Below are 18,958 nucleotides of genomic sequence, written 5' to 3' on the forward strand. Positions count from 1 at the left end.
GGTTCATATGATGGGAGAAATTTGGCCACTCGTTGCAGTCGTTATAGGTGTAATCGTATTGTTGATATTGATAATGGGATTGAAACTTAATACATTTATCGCTTTAATTATTACATCTATGGTGACAGGTATATTACTTGGTATGAGGCTAGATACAATTGTCACAACAATTGAAAAGGGTATGGGTGACACCTTAGGACACATCGCTATTATATTCGGTTTGGGTTCAATATTAGGGAAATTATTATCCGATGGTGGTGGTGCAACAAGAATTGCAGATACATTGATTAATGTATTCGGTAAAAAGTATGTTACATGGGCAATGATTATTGCTTCATTTATCATAGGTATTTCATTATTTTTAGAAGTTGCATTTGTACTATTGGTACCATTGGTATTTACACTTGCGAAACGTATGAAAATATCGAATCTTAAAGTAGGTTTACCTATGGGAACATCGATAGCAGTAACGCATGGATTTTTACCACCGCATCCCGGTCCTGTTGCCATTTCTGAAGGGGTACATGCAAATATTGGTCATGTATTAATGTATGGAATCATTATTGGTATACCATTAGCTGCCATCGTTGGTGGAATCTTTCCAAGAATTGCTCTGAAAATTGCACCGTCTGCTTTCGAACGCTTAGGTAATCAAGCTGCAGTAGGAGAAGTAAAGGTGCTGAAACATGATCAATTACCAAGTTTTGGTATCAGCTTATTGACTGCATTGTCTCCAGTTATATTAATGTTACTCGCAACAGTTGTGCAATTAGTCACTGGTAATGAGGATGGACATGCTAAAGGCCTAGAAGGGTTTATTTATTTTATTGGAACCTCAGTAACTGCAATGTTGATCGCAGTATTATTTGCCATTTATACGATGGGTATACGCAGAAAACAAAGTATGAAAGAAATTATGGATACAGTAACTAATGCCATTACACCTATTGCAATGTTAATCTTAATTATCGGTGGTGGCGGCACTTTCAAACAAATACTAATTGATGGTGGCGTTGGTGATACGATTTCAGAAATATTTAAAGGCAGTGAGATGTCACCACTGATACTAGCTTGGTTGGCTGCAGCATTATTACGTACTGCTTTAGGTTCTACTACCGTAGCAGCAATATCTTCAGTAGGCATAGTCTTACCTTTATTACAAACAACAGACGTAAATCTGTCATTGGTCGTATTAGCGATTGGAGCGGGAAGTATATTTTGCTCGCATGTTAATGATGCTGGATTTTGGATGTTTAAAGAATACTTTGGTTTAACAATCAAGGAAACTTTTTTAACATGGACATTATTAGAATCAATACTATCCGTTGTTGGTTTGGGCTTTATTTTAATATTAAATTTAGTAATTTAATCATACGCTTTATATTAGTGAAAATCTTTGTACACACATCATTTGAGGTACGAAGATTTTTTTAGTTACCTAGCCGATTACATTGACTTAATCTTCAGAAAATGGTAATTTATTACCTATTAAATCAATCGGAATAATAAACGATTTGGAGGAGTCAAAATGGGGAGAATGAAATTAGGTCTTTTTTTAGCAGGTTACGGGCATCATTTAGCGAGCTGGCGCCATCCAAAGTCAGTAGAACAAGGTCCAGTTGATATTGACCATATTGTAAATATCAGTAAAATTGCAGAACGTGGTAAATTCGATTTAGTCTTTTTATCAGATGCTTTATATATAGATGAAACGGCACATCCAGATTTGATGAGTCGCTTAGATCCATTCACATTAATGACGATTATAGCGAGAGAAACATCAGATATTGGCTTAGCAGCAACGGTTTCGACAACGTATTCACAACCGTTTCACTTGGCGCGTGCATTTAGTTCATTAGATCATGTCAGTGGGGGACGTGCAGCATGGAATATTGTGACTTCAGCAGTCAATAGTACAGCGCAAAACTTTAATGGTACTGTCAATGTAGAACATGGATTGAGATATGAACAAGCAGGTGAATTCGTGGATGTTGCCAATAAGTTATGGCATTCATGGGAACAGGATGCATTTGTTAAGGACAAGGAACGCGGTGTTTTTGTCGATCAATCCAAATTACAACCAATCAATCATGAAGGCAAATACTATAAAGTGAAAGGTCCACTTAATTTAGAACGTTCACCTCAAGGTAGCCCGTTATTGATTCAAGCTGGTTCTTCATCAGCAGGTACGGATTTAGCATCACGAGTCGCTGATGTAGTATTTACTGCACAAACGAGTGCCGACGAAGCAAAGCACTTTAATGATGGCTTAAGAGATAAAATTGAACAACGCGGTCGTAAACAGACAGACGTATCTATTATGCCAGGTCTATTTCCAGTAATCGGTGATACAGAAGAGGAAGCACAAGCGAACTATGAAGAATTACAAGATTTAATCTTACCTGAAGAAGGGTTAAAGTTATTATCTCCATATGTAGGAGATGTAGATTTATCCAAATATGATTTGAAAATCCCATTTGAGCAAGTGGAGTCTTCCGATGGTAACGGTATTAAAAGTAGATACGAATTGATTAAAAAAGAAGCAATGGAACAAAATTTAACATTAGAAGATGTAATGAAGAAAATTGCTGGAGCAAGAGGTCACTTTATGGTAGTCGGGACACCAGAACAAATCGCTGATACTATGCAATATTGGTACGAACAAGGTGCAGCAGATGGCTTTAATATTATGCCACCACTATTACCGACACAATTGGAATTATTTGTTGATAAAGTAGTACCAATCTTACAACAACGTGGGTTAGCACAGACAGAATATGCTGCAGGTACTTTGAAAGAAAAGTTTGGCCTGGAAAACGATTAGCGACCAGATGAAATGACGTATTTGAAATGACGTATTTGAAAAACGATATCTAATGAATAACGCTCTCACTGCGTATGGCAGTGAGAGCGTTATTTTGTATGATTAAATTTCAGCTAAACAAAAATCTAGCCAATCAATATAAGATTGTTCACGTAAAAGGGCCTTCTTTAATATCAAAATGTGTTGCAAATCTGATTTAGCATCCAATTGATTGTAAATTGCTTGCAAATGCATTAACTTTTCTTCTTTCTCAATTTTCTTTTGGGTGAGCAATTGATGCTTGCTTTCGTCTTCAAGACTATCAAAAAAGTAAACCTTTATTGCAAAAGGGTCTTTATTACTTTCATCTTCTTCAGCATTTTCAATCCAATGAAATAGTGTTGTTCTTCCTAAATCGGTAATGCTATAAATCTTTTTAGTCACTTTACTTGTCTCATCAATATTTGAAATATAAATATGTTCACTCTGCAGTAATTTTTTAAGCTCATTATAAATTTGACTATGTTTAGCATTCCAAATTTCACCAATGACTTCACTAAATGATTTATAAATTTCATACCCAGTAAGAGAGTGATTATTGAGTAATCCTAAAATTGTATATTGAAGCACATTTTTCATAAAGTTCCTCCTGTGTTCTTTGACAGAATCAGTGTATAGGATTATCATGTAAATGTAAACATGTAATTAATTACATGTTTTAGAAGGAGGAAATGTTTATGAATACACTAAAAGACTTTATTGGAGCACATATGATTTACACATACGACAATGGTTGGGAGTATGAAATGTATGTGAAAAATGAAAACACAATTGATTATCGAATCCATTCAGGTATGGTTGCCGGTCGTTGGGTAAAAGATCAACAGGCGGACATTGTTCAAATTATTGCAGGTGTCTATAAAATTTCTTGGACAGAGCCAACAGGCACAGACGTCTCACTCAATTTCGTTCCAGACCAAAATATTATGCACGGCGTGATCTTTTTCCCGAAATGGGTACATGAACGTCCAGATATCACAGTATGTTACCAAAATGATTATATTGATTTGATGGAAACATCTAGAGAAAAATATGACACATATCCAAAATATGTTGTTCCTGAATTCGCTACAATTACTTATGTTGGACAACCCGGTACCAACAATGAGCAAGTTATTGCTGAGGCGCCATATAATGGAATGACTCAAGATATCAGAGATGGCAAATTTGCTATGTTAAATAACTAGAAAGTAGAGTTGTCTACTAATGATGGAAAAAATATTTGAAATTTCAATGTATGTTGAAGAACCAATCGTGGTTGGACAAGATGCACAAGTTGGCAGACGTCAATTGATACCGATAGTCTCAGGTACAGTGAAGAGTAACCAACATTCTGGTCACGTATTGCCAGGTGGTGTTGATAGCCAATGTATTGATCCAACAGGAAAATGTACGTTGTCCGCAAGATATGCTATTCAGTTAAATGATGGTGCGACAATTTATATTGAAAACAATGGTATTAGAACAGTACCTGAAAGTTATAAAGAAAGTGTAATAAATGGTGGATTTGTAGATTCTGAAGTGTATTATTTTCGTACTACGCCCACCTTTGAAACCTATAATACGTCATATAAATGGCTAATGGAAAAGATATTTGTCGGTTATGCGACTAGAACAACAGACCGAGTTCTATTAACGATTTATATGGTTTAATACGACAGGTTGAAATTTTATGATACAATTTCAACTTTAAAACTACATCATAATGTGTTCTATGGGTTACTATATTTAAGGATGATTACAGTGAATGCATAATGTATACGTAGTTAATCAATGAAAAAATGGCAATTTCTACTAAAAATATGGTAGAGATTGCCATTTTTTATGTTGAATATTTATGGCGTACATATGAATTTGATAATGATTTATATAATAGGGTATGTGAGAAGAATATTTCTGAATAACAAGTGACAATCAAATTAAAGGTGGTTATTATAATGATTCTAGAAGCGGCAATATTAAATGTAAAAGAGAATAAAATTGGCGGTTTTGAAGAAACTTTTAGAGAAGCATCAAAAATTATCGCGACAATACCGGGTTATATTCAACATACGTTAAATAAATGTATAGAACAAGAAGGGAAATATTTATTACTCGTCGAATGGCAAAGTCTAGAAGACCATACGATTGGTTTTCGAGAATCCGAAGCATACACAACTTGGAAATCATTATTGCATCATTATTATGAGCCATTTCCTAATGTAGAACACTTTGAAAAAGTAGATTTATAAAAGTAATAACTTAATAGATGTACTAGTAACAGATGAAATAACAGGCGAAAGTTTACTCGCGCACAAATAATGACGTTCCGATAAGCATATCGGGACGTTTTTTTGATGTTGTAAAAGCTAATGTATAGGGAATTTTGGTGGAATTTGTAAATTTAATTAAACATTTATAATTGACAGAAAGCGTTTTCTCGTTTATCTTTTACATAAGTTCTATATCAGAACAAATGTAAAGGGGTTGAGTGTATGTCATTATATTCAGATTTATTAGTCAAAGAGGAAAAGAAAGATTTTATACGTGTAGGTGTTATTGGAGCAGGACAAATGGGCCGAGGATTAATAAGTCAAATATCACAAATACCAGGTATGATTATTGGAGGAATATGTGATATTAGTGATAGTAATATTCAAGTAGCATTAGAAGGTTATCAAAAACGTAATCAACATAATCATGAGGTTAAAACATCGACTGATTTTAAAGAAGTCATAAATAGTGACCTGGTTGAAGTTATAGTAGATGCAACGGGTGTTCCTGAAATAGGTGCACAAATAATGGAGCTTTCATTAGAATCTAATAAGCATTTAGTGTTACTGAATGTTGAGGTAGACATCACAGTTGGATCGATTATGAAAAAGAAATTTGAAGATAAAGGATTAGTTTATACGGGTTCTGCTGGTGATGAGCCAGGAGTACTTGTCGAATTATATGAATTTGCTAAGTCAATGGGGTTAGAAGTTGTAGTAGCTGGTAAAGGAAAAAATAATAAATTACAACCATATGCTAATCCAGATTCTTGTTTAGATGAAGCAAAAGCTAAAAAAATGAATCCTAAGATGTTAGCTGCTTTTCAAGATGGAACAAAAACTATGGCAGAAATGAATTTATTAAGTAATGCTATAGGATATACCGTTGATATTGATGGTATGCATGGAGTTGAAGCAAATTTAGATAATGTAAATGAAAAGCTAAACTTGAAAGAATTTGGTGGCGTATTAAATGAATTAGGAGTTGTAGAATATGTAGACGGTTTAGCACCAGGCGTATTTGTTATCGTCAAATCTGAAAATGAAATTGTTGATGAAGAATTGAGATATTTATTAAAAGTAGATGAAAGTCACAATGATCATTACACTCTATATAGACCTTACCATTTAGCAAGTTTAGAAACACCAAATACAATAGCGAAAGTTGCTATGTATAATGATTATTCAATCAAACCTATCAGCGGTCCTATTAGTGAAACAATAGCAAGAGCTAAAAAAGATATTAAAAAGGGTGAAGCTATTGATGGTATAGGAGGTTATTGTGTAAGAGGAGAAATAACAAGTCATGAAAGTATGAAAGAAAAAAATGCATTTCCTATAGGGTTGATTACTAAAGGAACGATAGCACTTAAAGATATAAAAAAGGATGAAATTATAACTTATGAAAACACATCATTAAATAAAGATTCAACTATTTATCGTTTGCGTCAGGAGCAAGATGAGGTGTTTAAATGAGCCTGTTTTTAAATATATTAATTATAATTATGGTTATCCAATTTCTACTAGGGATGCTTCAACTGAGAACAATTAATAAAAAAATAAATGAAATAAAATCAAATTATAGTAAGCAGTACAAAATAAATATTTCAATTGAAAGGAAATTTAAGGTTTTTAAAGTTGTATTGATTACTGTATGGAAAGATGAAAGATTAATTAGCATTTACTCAATAGAAAGTAAGATATTTAAAATAAAAGTTCGTAATAATGAAAATGTTAAGAATAAAAAGATACAAAGCAATATAAATATGTATCTAAGAGGTGATACGGCATGAATATAATTGAATGGCTGGGGAAACACTTTATTGGTTTGTTTGATGAAGGTGGTAAACAATTCACTGAATTATTTACTAGTATCGTTCCTACTTTAGTTGTGTTATTAACATTCACGTACGCTATTATTAAGTTTATTGGAGAAGAGAGGGTAACAAAAGCTATACGTGTAACTTCTAAATATACAATTACAAGATATACAATCATGCCAATGTTATCCGTTTTATTATTAACAAACCCAATGGCATATACTTTTGGGAAATTTGTAGATGAAAAGAAAAAACCAGCTTTTTTTGATTCGCTTGTGACATTTTTACATCCTGTTACTTCACTATTTCCTTATGCTAACGCTGGAGAGCTATTTGTTTATTTAGGAATAGCCAATGGTATTCAAAAGGCTGGGTTAGAAACCTCAGAATTAGCAGTAAGATACTTCTTAATTGCAATCGTTATAATGTTGATTCGGGGTATGATTACAGAGCGAATTACTGCGTATCTATACAAAAAAATGTAAACGTTTTCTATAAGGGGTGATTGACATGAGTAATTGTGTCAGAGTAAATAAAGGTAATGGTGGTTGGGGTAAGGGTTTAACCATTGAAACATCAGAAGAAAAAGACATTATTCTTTCAGTTACTGGAGGGGGTATACATCCAGTTGCAGAAAGAATTGCTGAATTAACTGGCGGTAAAGCAGTTGATGGTTTTAAAAATAATGTCAAAGATAGTAGGGTAGCTGCAGCTGTGATTGATTGTGGAGGTACTGCCAGAATTGGTGTTTATCCAATGAAAGGAATACTAACTGTTGATTTGTTACCAACCTCACCGAGTGGTCCACTGGCAAAACATATCAATGAAGATAATTTTGTCTCGGGGGTTAAAGTTTCAAATATTGAATTGATAGAAAATAGTGAAGAAAAAAGTAGTGCCACGAAAATTTCTGAGTCTGATAGTAGTGATAATTTAGGAAATGTAGAAACATCTAATAATCAAAGTGTAGAAAGTCAGAAAAAAGAATCATTTTTGATCAAGTTTTCTAAAGGAATTGGTAATGTAACAGGAATATTTTATCAAGCAGGTAGAGAGTCTATTGATATGTTAATAAAAAATATACTACCATTTATGGCTTTTATTAGTATGTTAATCGGTATTATTAATTATACAGGCATTGGTCAGTGGTTAGCAAAATTGATGACACCACTAGCTGGTTCTTTAATCGGATTACTAATATTAGTATTTATTTGTACAATACCTATTTTATCACCTGTATTAGGTCCAGGTGCTGTAATCTCTCAAGTTATAGGTGTGTTGATTGGGACTCAAATAGGTGCAGGAAATGTACCTCCAGAATTTGCATTACCAGCTTTATTTGCTATAACTGGACAGGTTGGTGCTGATTTTATCCCAGTTGGACTTTCTTTAGGAGAAGCTGATGAAAAAACAGTAGAAGTAGGAGTACCTGCAGTTTTATATAGTAGGATGATTACAGGTGTCTTAGCAGTTATAATTGCATATTTTGCTAGCTTTGGATTATATTAAAAAGGAGAGAGAAAAATGTATAAAACAATAATTAAAGAATTTGGTAGTATGGCTTCAGCTTTCAAGGAAGATAACCTATTTGTCCTATTTGGTACTTCTGCGCCTGAAGAATTGAAAGACATTTCATATATTCATGAAGTTCAAGAAAGTAATACAAATTTTAATTTAAATAAGGTATCTAAATTAATAGTGAATGACAAAGAATTTGAAGTTGAAAAGGTTGGATCTGAAGCGCATGGCAATCTAATTGAATTAGGGCACATTTCTGTATATTTGAATAATAATGATATACTACCAGGAGCAATTTCGATCAAAGGTAGTGAATTACCGGACCTTGATAAAGGTGATATATTAATTTTTGAGTAGGGGTAACAATGTCAATATTAGATGATACACGAATAATGATAAAAATATGTAAATTATATTATCAACAGGAATTAAATCAAAGTAGAATTGCAGAAATCATGGGAGTAAGTAGACCAACTGTTTCTAAGTATTTGACTTTGGCTAAAGAAAAAGGAATTGTAGAAATAAAAATTAACGAGAATGATTTATTAGAATTAGAGACAAAGTTAGAGAATAAATTTAATTTAGAAGAGGTACTTTGCATAAAAAATACTAAACAAATAAAGAGCAAGCTAGGAATTGCTGGAAGTAATTATTTATTAAGAAGACTGTCAAATGATGATATTGTAGCTGTATCTGCAGGTACTACTATAGACCAGATTGCGAAGAATATAAATAGTAATAATAAATATCCAAATGTATTATTTGTTCCATTAGTAGGAGGAATGGGGAATGCATCAATGGACATTCATGCCAATCATATCGCAGATACATTTAGTAAAAGTTTAGGTGCAAAAAATATGTTGTTACATGCACCTGTTGTTGTCGATGATTTAGAAGCAAAGCAATTTATGATGAAACAAAAGTTTGTAAATCAAGTTACACACAAAATGCAACAAGCTAATATCGCATTAGTAGGAATCGGTGCAAATCCTGAAGAATCTACTATGGTAGCCTCTTATCGAAATGAGTTAAGCTTTGAGGATATTGAGGGTCAAGCAGTTGGAGATATAATGTATAACTTTATCGATAAAAATGGGCAGAAGGTTGATTGCGAGTGGAATAGAAGAAACATATCTCTTGATTTAGATGAGTTTAAGAAGATTCCATTAAAAATTGGTGTAGCAGGTGGAGAAAATAAAGCTAATGCTATATTAGCTGCGTTAAGCAATAACTTAATAGATGTACTAGTAACAGATGAAATAACAGGCGAAAGTTTACTAGCGCACAAATATTGACGTTCCGATAAGCATATCGGGACGTTTTTTTGATGTTGTAAATAAGTTTGTGATACTATGCTAAATATTTTTAAAAATTCAATAAATTCAGAAATTATATTGACGCTTAAAAGATAATGACCTATAATTTCATTATTCTTATTAGAATGGTAAGGATTGATGGAGGAGGATACAGATTGATTGAATTTGAGAAGGTAAATAAAGTATTTCATAAGAAAAAAGAACGTATCCACGCTTTGAAAGATATATCATTTACTGTTAATAAGAATGATATATTTGGCGTAATTGGATATAGCGGTGCCGGGAAAAGCACCTTAGTTCGATTGGTAAATCAATTGGAACGCGTGAGTGAAGGTAAGGTTATCGTCGATGGACATGAGTTAGATACATATAAAGAAAAAGAATTAAGAAATGTAAAAAAGGAAATAGGTATGATATTTCAACATTTTAATTTGTTGAATTCCAGTACAGTATATAAAAATATTGCAATGCCATTGATACTAAGCGGAGTAGATAAAGCTGAAATCAAACAAAAGGTCGAAGAAATGCTCGCTTTTGTTAATTTGTCAGATAAGATGTATCAATACCCCGATGAACTGTCAGGTGGACAAAAGCAAAGAGTTGCAATTGCCCGTGCTTTGGTTACAAATCCTAAGATATTACTGTGTGACGAAGCAACAAGTGCGCTTGATCCAGCAACGACGAGTTCAATATTAGATTTGTTAAAGCGTGTTAATGAAACATTTGGCGTAACTATTCTAATTATTACGCATGAAATGGGCGTAATTCAAAAGATTTGTAACAGAGTAGCTGTTATGGAGAAAGGGGAAGTCGTTGAGATTGGCAATGTTAAAGAGGTGTTTAGCCGCCCACAAACGACTACAGCACAAAACTTTGTCTCGACGGTTATTAATACAGAACCGTCAGAGTCTTTAAAGCATACCTTTAATCAACGTACAGATAATAATTATATTGATTATCGATTATTTTTAGAAACTGAACAGATAGAACAACCAATTATTAATGAATTAACACAACGTTATCAGGTAGAAGTAAACGTATTATTCTCATCCATGTCTACCATACAAGACGATACAGTTTGTTATCTATGGTTGCGTTTTGAAACAGATCAACATTTCAACCAGGAAACGATTGAGTCTTACTTTAAAAATAAAGCAATAACATTTGAGGAGGTGTAGTCATATGCTTGGTTCGAGTATTGATAGTGCGCAGTTATTTGAATCTTTATATCAAACCTTATATATGGTTACTGTCTCATTAATTATAGGTTCGATTATAGGTATACCATTAGGCATTTTATTAGTTGCGACGCGAAAAAAAGGTATATGGCCGAATGCAATAGTGCATCAAATTTTAAATCCAATTATTAATATTTTAAGGTCAATACCATTTATCATTTTATTGATTTCTATTGTACCTTTTACCAAATTATTAGTTGGAACTTCTATAGGAACAACAGCTGCAATAGTACCATTAACGGTTTATGTAGCTCCGTATATCGCACGACTTGTAGAAAATTCATTACTAGAAGTAGATGAAGGTATCGTCGAAGCGGCGAAAGCAATGGGTGCATCACCTGTTCAAATTATTTGGCACTTCTTATTACCAGAAGCATTGGGCTCACTAGTATTAGCGATTACAACTGCCATTATTGGATTAGTTGGAGCTACCGCGATGGCCGGTGCTGTTGGTGGCGGTGGTATAGGTGATTTAGCGCTTGTATACGGTTATCAACGCTTTGATACATTAGTCATTATCATTACAGTCGTTGTATTAGTGATTATTGTACAAATTATACAAACACTTGGAAATTACTTATCTAAAAAAATTAGACGAAATTAATGAGGGGGATTTATTAGTAATGAAAAAGTTATTAGTCTTAATTGTTTCAGTATTATTTATATTAGCAGCGTGTTCTGGTGGAAAAGAAAAGGTTACCGTCGGAGTAGCATCAAATGACACTAAAGCATGGGAAAAAGTAAAAGAATTAGCGAAAGACGAAGACATTGACTTAGAAATTAAACAATTTTCAGATTATAACGTACCAAACAAGGCATTAAGTGATGGGGATATTGATATGAATGCCTTTCAACACTTTGCATTTTTAAATGAATATAAAAAGGCTCACAAAGATGCCGATATTTCAGCAGTTAGTACAACAGTATTGGCCCCATTAGGTATTTACTCAGATGATATTAAAGATATTAAAAAAGTAAAAAATGGAGCCAAAGTCATCGTGCCAAATGATGTCTCTAACCAAGCACGTTCATTGAAATTATTAGAAGCTGCAGGATTAATTAAATTAGATAAAAACTTCGGATTAAGTGGATCAATTAAAGATATTAAATCAAATCCTAAAAATCTAAAAATTAAAGCAGTAGATGCACAACAAACAGCTAGAGCTTTGTCAGATGTTGATTTATCAGTTATTAATAATGGGGTAGCGACTAAAGCAGGTTTAGATCCGAAAAAGGACCCTATATATACTGAAGACTCAAAAAATGATGCAGTAAAACCATATATCAATGTCATTGCTACAAAAGATGACAAGCAAAATGATAAAACATACAAAAAAATCATTAAACTATATCATTCAAAAGAAGCACAACAAGCACTTAAAAAAGATACAAAGGATGGAGAATATCCTGTAGATTTATCTAAAAAAGAAATCAAGAAAATTGAAGATAGTTTAGAGAAATAAGTGTAAATTAACGACTTAGAAAATAGTGTAATTAATTTGTGAAACTATAGAATAAGGTCATAAATATATATTAAAAAAAGAGAGCTCATCCATTTGGATGAGCTCTCTTTTGATTATTGTCATTAAAAATGATTGATTAATAATATCTAAAACCAAAGAAATTCATGATGAAATCCATCCACAGTCCTCCTCTCTCTACGTTTTGTGAGTTTTATTATATCATTATATTAAAATATATCAATAAAATTGTATAATAAAATTATAGAAAATGAAGGTGGCTATATCGTGTGATATGAAATTGTCTTGGTGGAATGAATGTGTTTTTTTATATAGGTTTATTTTGCCAATAATATTAGTAAGTGAAGACACTAATTCCAAGTAAACATCATAATTTCATACAGTATGCGTCTTGTAAGTAGCATTATTTAAATTAATTAGGAATGGTTGGAACTTCAGATATTAATTTTTGAGTGTATGGGGCTTGTGGATGTTCAATGATACTTTCTGCATCATTAAGTTCTACAATAGTACCATTTTGCATTACTGCAATACGATCACACATTTCCTTTATCACACCCATATCATGTGTAATAAATATATAAGTAATTTCCATTTCATCTTGAATACTTTTAAGTAACTGAATAATTTCTTTTTGAACGGAAACATCTAATGCTGATACAGCTTCATCACAGACGATTATTTTCGGATTAATAGCAATTGCACGAGCAATACTCACTCTCTGTCGTTGCCCACCTGATAGTTCATGAGGGAAACGATATAGAAATGCTTCGTCTAAACCAACCTTTAGCAGAAGTTCTTTTACGCGTTCTTTTAAATGGTGTTCATTTGTCACTAAATTATGAATTTTCAAAGGACGTCCGATTATATCGATTACTTTAAATCTAGGATTTATCGAAGCAAATGGATCCTGGAAAATCATTTGTATATCTTTTCGTAATGGTTGCATTTCTTTAGAATTGAATAAACTCAATGGAATATCCTTATACCAAACATAGCCGTCTGAAACAGAATTAAGTCCTACTACAGTCTTTGCCAATGACGACTTTCCTGATCCAGATTCACCAACGATACCTAATGATTCACCTTTTTTAATTTCTAAGTCAATGTGCTTAACAGCTTTAAAGGTATCATTAATTCCTATTGGATATTCTACACTGACATCTTCAAATTTTAGAATAATTTCATCGCTAATTTGTCTTGGAGTTTTGGGAGCAAGTAAATTCGGTACTGAATTTATAAGTTTCTGTGTATATGCTGATGTTGGATTATTAAAAACACTGCTTACAGAACCTGATTCTACTACTTCACCTTGCTTCATAACGATCATTTCATCGCAAAATTGATAAACGACACCTAAATCGTGTGTAATAAAAATTATAGAAGTATCTATATAATCATATAAATCTTTCATTAATTCTAATAATTGATTTTGAGTGCTAACATCTAAGGCTGTCGTTGGCTCATCTGCAATTAAAATTTGAGGTTCTAGAACAAGTGCCATAGCAATCATTACACGTTGACGCATACCACCAGAAAATTCATAAGGATACGCGTTAAAATTACGTTCTATGTCCTGTATACCAACTTTTTGTAAAATATCTAACGCCATTGCTTTTGCCTGTCGCTTATTTATTTTTTTATGTTGAAGTATGACCTCGGTAATTTGTTTTCCGATTGTAGTTCTAGGATTGAGTGATGATATAGGATCTTGGAAAATCATCGCAATATCTTTACCCCGAATTTTTTGAAAGGCTTTACTATTAAATTGAGTTAGGTTTTGGCTATTAAACGAAATCTCTCCAGATATGACAGGAGCGGGAGAATCTGGCAGTAGACCCATGATTGATTTAGCAGTAATACTTTTACCAGAACCAGATTCCCCAACTATTCCCAATATTTTTTTCTTATCTAATTTGAAACTTACATTTTTGACTGCGTTAATTGAATTATTGCCTTGATTGAACGTCACACCTAAGTTTTTAACTTCTAATAATGGTGGCATGTGGCAGTCCTCCCTATTCACAAATATATGTTTTTAATCTATACTTTATATATCATACTAATCTACTCGAGTATAACTTACAAGGAGGGATATTTATCTATCGATATAGTCAGGCATTCAACTCATTGTATAATCAACTGTTTTATCGTATTTTATTTTCAATATTAAGCTTACCCATTTTTATATATGCTATTATAAAATATTTGATTTCTGGTAATAATAGTGAAGACTTACAACAGAATTTGGTGGTTGAAAAAATTGCCCACGCATTGCAACAAAAGTATTTATATCTAAAAGAACACAAGACAAAGCAACAACTATTTAAAGAAGCTCAGCATATTTATAATAGAAGGAATCGTTACGATGATGAACAGGTAACGAATGACTTTACTTCATTTTATAAACAACTACTGTTTAATAATCATCTCATATTTAAAGTTATTTTAGCATTCCCACTTTTTATTGTTCTCAGCTTTTATTTGAATCCTATGGTTAGATATATATTTGAGAGAATAATTATGGCAATTGTGGTTATCATAGGAGTCATAACGGTCGTATTTACAATTTTGTATTTATCACCTATGGACGCTGCATATAGCATATTAGGACCGGATGCGACTAAAGATCAAATTAAACAATTTAACGAGGCACATAATTTAAATAGTCCATATTTACTTCAATTATGGGATGCGATTAAAGGTGTGTTTACTTTTGACCTAGGAACTACTTATAAAGGTAATGAAGTAGTTACGCATGCAGTAGCACAAAGAATTCCAATTACATTATTGTTAACATTAATTGCCTTACTAATTGCAATAATGATTGCTATACCAATAGGTGTGGTGAGCGCACTAAAACGTAATAGCTGGATTGATGTTATCTTAATGACAATTGCATTAATTGGTTTATCTATTCCGAATTTTTGGCAGGGTTTATTATTTATATTAGCTTTCTCGTTAAAACTTAATATACTACCACCATCGTATATGCCAGATAACCCTTTTTCATTAATCTTACCAACACTAGTTATTGGTACGGCGATAGCTGCTTCCATTACCAGAATGACGCGTTCCTCTGTGTTAGAAGTTATGAGAAACGATTATGTTATGACAGCCTATGCCAAAGGTTTATCGACAAACCAAGTCGTAGTCAGACATATTTTGAAAAATGCACTTATACCCATTATTACATTGATTGGTTTGCTTGTTGCTGAATTACTTGGTGGCTCAGCTGTTACTGAACAGGTTTTTAATATTAATGGTATAGGTAGATATATCGTTCAAAAACAACTGGTTCCAGATATTCCTGCTGTTATGGGTGGCGTAGTTTATATTTCAATAGTTATCTCACTAGTAAACCTTATTATTGATATTTTCTATGCTGTGATTGACCCAAAATTACGTAGTGAAATTAAAGAAAAGGAGTAACTGTATGACTCAACAGAGATATATGATCCCATCATTATTGATATTTTCAGTATGTGCTATATTGACATACATTTTGGTGATATTTACTGCATGTATCAATTTGTTTAAAGGTTATGTAGTAGATTCATTTTATATAACTCAGTTTATATTAATTTTATTAACGATAGTGGTTGCGTTTTTAGGTTTTGGAGTAGATTTGTGGTATAAACAAAAGGCATTAAGATACATAGGATATAGCATTTTAATTATCTTAACTGCTACTGGTAATTTATTTACTTTGTTAATGTTTATTAGTATTTTACGTTATAAAAAAACTTCGGAATTAGGCATTTATAATGGTTGGGAATCTTTCATAATTAAAATAAAATCAAATAAAATTGCTAGCATAAGTGTAGTAATATTAGTGTTTTTACTTACTATTTCAGTGATGTCGAAATACTTATTTGATACTACTTTGGCGACACAAAATCAATTTGATGACTTATTAAAAAATCCTAGTCTTGTGCATCCATTTGGGACTGATGATTTTGGTAGAGATTTATTTACAAGAATAGTTGTAGGCACAAAATTAACTTTCTTCATTTCTATTATTTCAGTTGTAATTTCAGTCATACTCGGCATGATTTTAGGAATGCTAGCGGGATACTTTGTGAAAATAGACAATCTTGTCATGAGAATATTAGATGTAGTGTTTGCGATTCCATCTTTACTTTTAGCAGTGGCTATTATCGCTTCATTTGGTGCAAGTACAACCAATTTAATCATTGCACTTAGTATAGGTAATATTCCTTCCTTTGCTAGAACAATGAGGGCAAATGTATTAGAAGTGAAACGAATGGAATATGTTGATGCTGCTAGGATTACAGGTGAAACTACACCGCGTATATTATGGAGTTATATATTACCGAATTCATTATCACCAATGATTGTTAGGTTTTCATTGAATATAGGTGTAGTTGTTTTGACGACAAGTAGTTTAAGTTTCTTAGGTCTAGGTGTTTCGCCAGAAGTACCAGAGTGGGGAAATATCCTAAGGACCGGAAGTAACTATCTTGAAACACATAGTAACTTAGCAATATTTCCTGGGTTATGTATTATGTTGCTTGTGCTTGCCTTTAACTTTATTGGCGACGCGGTACGCGATGCACTTGATCCAAAAATTCAATAGAATAGGAGGGCTGAATGTGAAAAAAATCATTGGTATTTCCATGGTTGCTTTAATGATGATATTAAGTGGTTGTAGTATACCTACTAAATCAGAATTAAAGGATTCTAAACAACATGTAAATGTTAAGGGAGAAAAACCTACTATAAAATTTTTAGGTCAGGCTAGTTATGAAAATGATATGAATATAGTTAAAGATCAACTTGAAACAGCTGGATTTAACGTAAAGATGAATATTCAACCTGATTATGGTAGTTATAGAACGCAACGTGAAGCGGGAAACTATGATATTGAAATTGATGATTGGACTACAGTATTTGGTGATCCAAATTACTCAATGAGTTCGTTATTTAGTTCAGAAGGATCAAATAGTTTAATTAAAGATGCTAATGTAGATAAAATGATAAATGATGCTAGCAAAGAGGATAAAAATAAAGCAAAAGAGACATATAAAAAACTAGAGAATGAAGTCATTTTTAAACAAGGATATATGGCACCTTTATATGGTGCTAAGAAAAATCTAGTTTACGATAATAAAGTATTATCTCCAAAAAGCGTAGGTTTACCAAACTCTCGTGCATTAATTTGGCAACAATTTGATTATAATAACAAAAATAATAGAGATACACGACCTCTTGTAATGACACAAGAAGATGGTGAGCTTCAGTCCTTAGACCCAATACGGTCAATTGCACCTTCTGTCTATGGTATAGATATGAATATGTATACTCGACTGCTAACATTAAATGACAATGATCAAATTACAACGGATGGTTCCTTAAGTAAAGATTATGCAGTTGCTAAATCCAATGATGAATTTTATTTCTTGTTAAGAGATGATGATTATTTTGCAAAGGTTGAAAAAGGTATAGCGAAGAAAACAACTGAAAGAGTTACTGCAGACGATGTGAAATTTTCTTTAGATAGGGCAAGAGACAAGCATTCAGTACCAGATAATAACACTTATAATATGCATCAACATATTAAAAATGTTGAAAAATTATCAACTACAGATATGAATCAATTGAAAAATGTTAATAGTAAAGATGGTAAGTCAATCTATGATAAATTGATTAAAAAACATGGAGTTAAATCGTTGGTTACAAATGGTAATAAAGTAAATAACAAAAAAGGTGACTATCAGATTGTTAAGATATCTACAGATCAACCTATGCCTAAAGAAGTGAGCTATCTAACACATTCTTCAGCAGGTATTTTGTCTAAAAAATATGTTACCCAAATAAATAATGATAAAAATTCACCTGATTATGGTGACGCAAGTGCGATTCCATCAAAAGATCATTTGGATAATCAGTTATATGCTAGTGGACCCTATATCATGACTAAGAAGAACAGCTATCAAGCTTCATTAATGCGTAATCCAGGGTTTAATGAAACTGAAAAAAGTGAATACGGACCTGCAAAAATTAAGCATATTACGATGAAGTTTAATGATGACCCTGATAACACGGTATCAGAAGTTAGAAATCACTCTATAGATATGGTTACTGATGTAGATCAAAAAAACTTTGATTTAATTAAATCTGATAAAGATTTAAGTATCGTTAGAAAAAATGGTCGTAAATCAGTATTTTTAATGATAAATAGTAAGAATGGCATATTTAAAGATAATGCCTCATTAAGACGAGCGGTAGTCTATGCGATTAATCAAGATCAATTTATTAAGTTTTATAGAGGGGATAAATTTAGAATTGCTTCACCAGTAACCCCATTACTAGATACAGGGAATAAGCAACATCAAGATTTAAACATAGTAGAGCAAGAAATGAATAAAAAATAGCATTAAGTATGTTATAGGTCGAACTTATAAGCATATTAACATTAGGAGATAATATGGAATAATAATTTTATT

Annotated in this window: 19 protein-coding genes; 17 read left to right on the forward strand and 2 right to left on the reverse strand. The window is 32.4% G+C overall.

All coding sequences use genetic code 11. From position 1 onward, the window contains the following. The first annotated feature begins 7 nt into the window (after positions 1 to 7). Positions 8 to 1,369 carry a gluconate:H+ symporter gene (locus SH09_RS10425; protein WP_042739586.1) on the forward strand — a complete coding sequence of 454 codons (1,362 nt, stop codon included), beginning with the start codon at positions 8 to 10 and terminating at the stop codon, positions 1,367 to 1,369. A gap of 159 nt (positions 1,370 to 1,528) precedes the next feature. Further along, complete coding sequence (locus SH09_RS10430; protein WP_042739587.1) at positions 1,529 to 2,824, forward strand: LLM class flavin-dependent oxidoreductase; 1,296 nt, start codon at positions 1,529 to 1,531, stop codon at positions 2,822 to 2,824. A 102-nt stretch (positions 2,825 to 2,926) separates the two neighbouring features. On the opposite strand, the gene SH09_RS10435 is transcribed toward SH09_RS10430, so the two are convergent. Next, complete coding sequence (locus SH09_RS10435) at positions 2,927 to 3,442, reverse strand: PadR family transcriptional regulator (RefSeq protein ID WP_042739588.1); 516 nt, start codon at positions 3,440 to 3,442, stop codon at positions 2,927 to 2,929. A 98-nt stretch (positions 3,443 to 3,540) separates the two neighbouring features. Here SH09_RS10435 and SH09_RS10440 point away from each other — a divergent pair, with 98 nt between their 5' ends. The 12 genes from SH09_RS10440 (at position 3,541) to gmpC (ending at position 12,470) form a co-directional block, all read left to right on the forward strand. Beyond that, positions 3,541 to 4,050 (forward strand): phenolic acid decarboxylase, encoded by a 510-nt coding sequence (locus tag SH09_RS10440; protein ID WP_042739589.1) that lies wholly within the window; start codon positions 3,541 to 3,543, stop codon positions 4,048 to 4,050. Between the two features lie 19 nt (positions 4,051 to 4,069). Beyond that, the gene (locus SH09_RS10445) at positions 4,070 to 4,516 is read left to right on the forward strand and encodes a DUF3237 domain-containing protein (protein WP_042739590.1); all 447 of its coding nucleotides are present in this window, start codon (positions 4,070 to 4,072) and stop codon (positions 4,514 to 4,516) included. A 284-nt stretch (positions 4,517 to 4,800) separates the two neighbouring features. Next, a complete protein-coding gene (locus SH09_RS10450; protein WP_042739591.1) occupies positions 4,801 to 5,094 on the forward strand; it encodes an antibiotic biosynthesis monooxygenase family protein in 294 nt (97 codons plus the stop codon). Between the two features lie 243 nt (positions 5,095 to 5,337). Next, positions 5,338 to 6,591, forward strand: a complete 1,254-nt coding sequence (locus SH09_RS10455) for an NAD(P)H-dependent oxidoreductase (RefSeq protein ID WP_042739592.1) — start codon at positions 5,338 to 5,340, stop codon at positions 6,589 to 6,591. Beyond that, positions 6,588 to 6,908, forward strand: coding sequence for a hypothetical protein (locus SH09_RS10460; RefSeq protein ID WP_042739593.1), 321 nt, complete (start codon positions 6,588 to 6,590; stop codon positions 6,906 to 6,908). Before SH09_RS10455 ends, SH09_RS10460 begins: the two co-directional genes overlap by 4 nt. Beyond that, on the forward strand, positions 6,905 to 7,420 hold the full coding sequence (gene srlA / locus SH09_RS10465) for a PTS glucitol/sorbitol transporter subunit IIC (protein WP_042739594.1): 516 nt from the start codon (positions 6,905 to 6,907) through the stop codon (positions 7,418 to 7,420). The genes SH09_RS10460 and srlA overlap by 4 nt, the downstream gene beginning before the upstream one ends. Positions 7,421 to 7,445: 25 nt before the next feature. Next, a complete protein-coding gene (srlE, locus tag SH09_RS10470; protein ID WP_042739595.1) occupies positions 7,446 to 8,444 on the forward strand; it encodes a PTS glucitol/sorbitol transporter subunit IIB in 999 nt (332 codons plus the stop codon). Positions 8,445 to 8,459: 15 nt separating this feature from the next. Continuing rightward, complete coding sequence (locus tag SH09_RS10475; protein WP_042739596.1) at positions 8,460 to 8,810, forward strand: PTS glucitol/sorbitol transporter subunit IIA; 351 nt, start codon at positions 8,460 to 8,462, stop codon at positions 8,808 to 8,810. Between the two features lie 8 nt (positions 8,811 to 8,818). Next, positions 8,819 to 9,748 carry a sugar-binding transcriptional regulator gene (locus SH09_RS10480; RefSeq protein ID WP_042739597.1) on the forward strand — a complete coding sequence of 310 codons (930 nt, stop codon included), beginning with the start codon at positions 8,819 to 8,821 and terminating at the stop codon, positions 9,746 to 9,748. 176 nt (positions 9,749 to 9,924) lie between these two features. Next, complete coding sequence (locus SH09_RS10485) at positions 9,925 to 10,947, forward strand: methionine ABC transporter ATP-binding protein (RefSeq protein ID WP_042739598.1); 1,023 nt, start codon at positions 9,925 to 9,927, stop codon at positions 10,945 to 10,947. 4 nt (positions 10,948 to 10,951) lie between these two features. Beyond that, positions 10,952 to 11,611: a methionine ABC transporter permease gene (locus SH09_RS10490; protein ID WP_042739599.1), complete on the forward strand. Its 660-nt coding sequence runs from the start codon at positions 10,952 to 10,954 to the stop codon at positions 11,609 to 11,611. Positions 11,612 to 11,630: 19 nt separating this feature from the next. Further along, complete coding sequence (gene gmpC, locus SH09_RS10495) at positions 11,631 to 12,470, forward strand: dipeptide ABC transporter glycylmethionine-binding lipoprotein (protein ID WP_042739600.1); 840 nt, start codon at positions 11,631 to 11,633, stop codon at positions 12,468 to 12,470. A gap of 430 nt (positions 12,471 to 12,900) precedes the next feature. Here gmpC and SH09_RS10500 read toward each other — a convergent pair whose 3' ends face one another. Next, positions 12,901 to 14,493, reverse strand: a complete 1,593-nt coding sequence (locus SH09_RS10500; protein ID WP_042739601.1) for a dipeptide ABC transporter ATP-binding protein — start codon at positions 14,491 to 14,493, stop codon at positions 12,901 to 12,903. A 125-nt stretch (positions 14,494 to 14,618) separates the two neighbouring features. On the opposite strand from SH09_RS10500, the gene SH09_RS10505 reads away from it, so the two are divergent. Genes SH09_RS10505 through SH09_RS10515 form a run of 3 tightly spaced genes read left to right on the forward strand, consistent with a single transcriptional unit; the run spans position 14,619 to position 18,886 of the window. Further along, entirely contained in the window at positions 14,619 to 15,920 is a 1,302-nt protein-coding gene (locus tag SH09_RS10505; protein ID WP_042739602.1) for an ABC transporter permease, read from the forward strand. A gap of 4 nt (positions 15,921 to 15,924) precedes the next feature. Then, positions 15,925 to 17,088, forward strand: coding sequence for an ABC transporter permease (locus tag SH09_RS10510; protein ID WP_042739603.1), 1,164 nt, complete (start codon positions 15,925 to 15,927; stop codon positions 17,086 to 17,088). 16 nt (positions 17,089 to 17,104) lie between these two features. Then, the gene (locus SH09_RS10515; RefSeq protein ID WP_042739604.1) at positions 17,105 to 18,886 is read left to right on the forward strand and encodes an ABC transporter substrate-binding protein; all 1,782 of its coding nucleotides are present in this window, start codon (positions 17,105 to 17,107) and stop codon (positions 18,884 to 18,886) included. The last annotated feature ends 72 nt before the right edge of the window (positions 18,887 to 18,958 follow it).

Origin of the sequence: Staphylococcus gallinarum (assembly GCF_000875895.1) — a bacterium.
Classification (GTDB): Bacteria; Bacillota; Bacilli; order Staphylococcales; family Staphylococcaceae; genus Staphylococcus; species Staphylococcus gallinarum.

Excerpts from the sequence above, each read along its gene's own strand:
- SH09_RS10425 (WP_042739586.1), top strand. The coding sequence starts at position 8 with ATGATGGGAGAAATTTGGCCACTCGTTGCAGTCGTTATAGGTGTAATC.
- SH09_RS10430 (WP_042739587.1), top strand. The coding sequence starts at position 1,529 with ATGGGGAGAATGAAATTAGGTCTTTTTTTAGCAGGTTACGGGCATCAT.
- SH09_RS10435 (WP_042739588.1), bottom strand. The coding sequence starts at position 3,442 with ATGAAAAATGTGCTTCAATATACAATTTTAGGATTACTCAATAATCAC.
- SH09_RS10440 (WP_042739589.1), top strand. The coding sequence starts at position 3,541 with ATGAATACACTAAAAGACTTTATTGGAGCACATATGATTTACACATAC.
- SH09_RS10445 (WP_042739590.1), top strand. The coding sequence starts at position 4,070 with ATGATGGAAAAAATATTTGAAATTTCAATGTATGTTGAAGAACCAATC.
- SH09_RS10450 (WP_042739591.1), top strand. The coding sequence starts at position 4,801 with ATGATTCTAGAAGCGGCAATATTAAATGTAAAAGAGAATAAAATTGGC.
- SH09_RS10455 (WP_042739592.1), top strand. The coding sequence starts at position 5,338 with ATGTCATTATATTCAGATTTATTAGTCAAAGAGGAAAAGAAAGATTTT.
- SH09_RS10460 (WP_042739593.1), top strand. The coding sequence starts at position 6,588 with ATGAGCCTGTTTTTAAATATATTAATTATAATTATGGTTATCCAATTT.
- srlA (WP_042739594.1), top strand. The coding sequence starts at position 6,905 with ATGAATATAATTGAATGGCTGGGGAAACACTTTATTGGTTTGTTTGAT.
- srlE (WP_042739595.1), top strand. The coding sequence starts at position 7,446 with ATGAGTAATTGTGTCAGAGTAAATAAAGGTAATGGTGGTTGGGGTAAG.
- SH09_RS10475 (WP_042739596.1), top strand. The coding sequence starts at position 8,460 with ATGTATAAAACAATAATTAAAGAATTTGGTAGTATGGCTTCAGCTTTC.
- SH09_RS10480 (WP_042739597.1), top strand. The coding sequence starts at position 8,819 with ATGTCAATATTAGATGATACACGAATAATGATAAAAATATGTAAATTA.
- SH09_RS10490 (WP_042739599.1), top strand. The coding sequence starts at position 10,952 with ATGCTTGGTTCGAGTATTGATAGTGCGCAGTTATTTGAATCTTTATAT.
- gmpC (WP_042739600.1), top strand. The coding sequence starts at position 11,631 with ATGAAAAAGTTATTAGTCTTAATTGTTTCAGTATTATTTATATTAGCA.
- SH09_RS10500 (WP_042739601.1), bottom strand. The coding sequence starts at position 14,493 with ATGCCACCATTATTAGAAGTTAAAAACTTAGGTGTGACGTTCAATCAA.
- SH09_RS10510 (WP_042739603.1), top strand. The coding sequence starts at position 15,925 with ATGACTCAACAGAGATATATGATCCCATCATTATTGATATTTTCAGTA.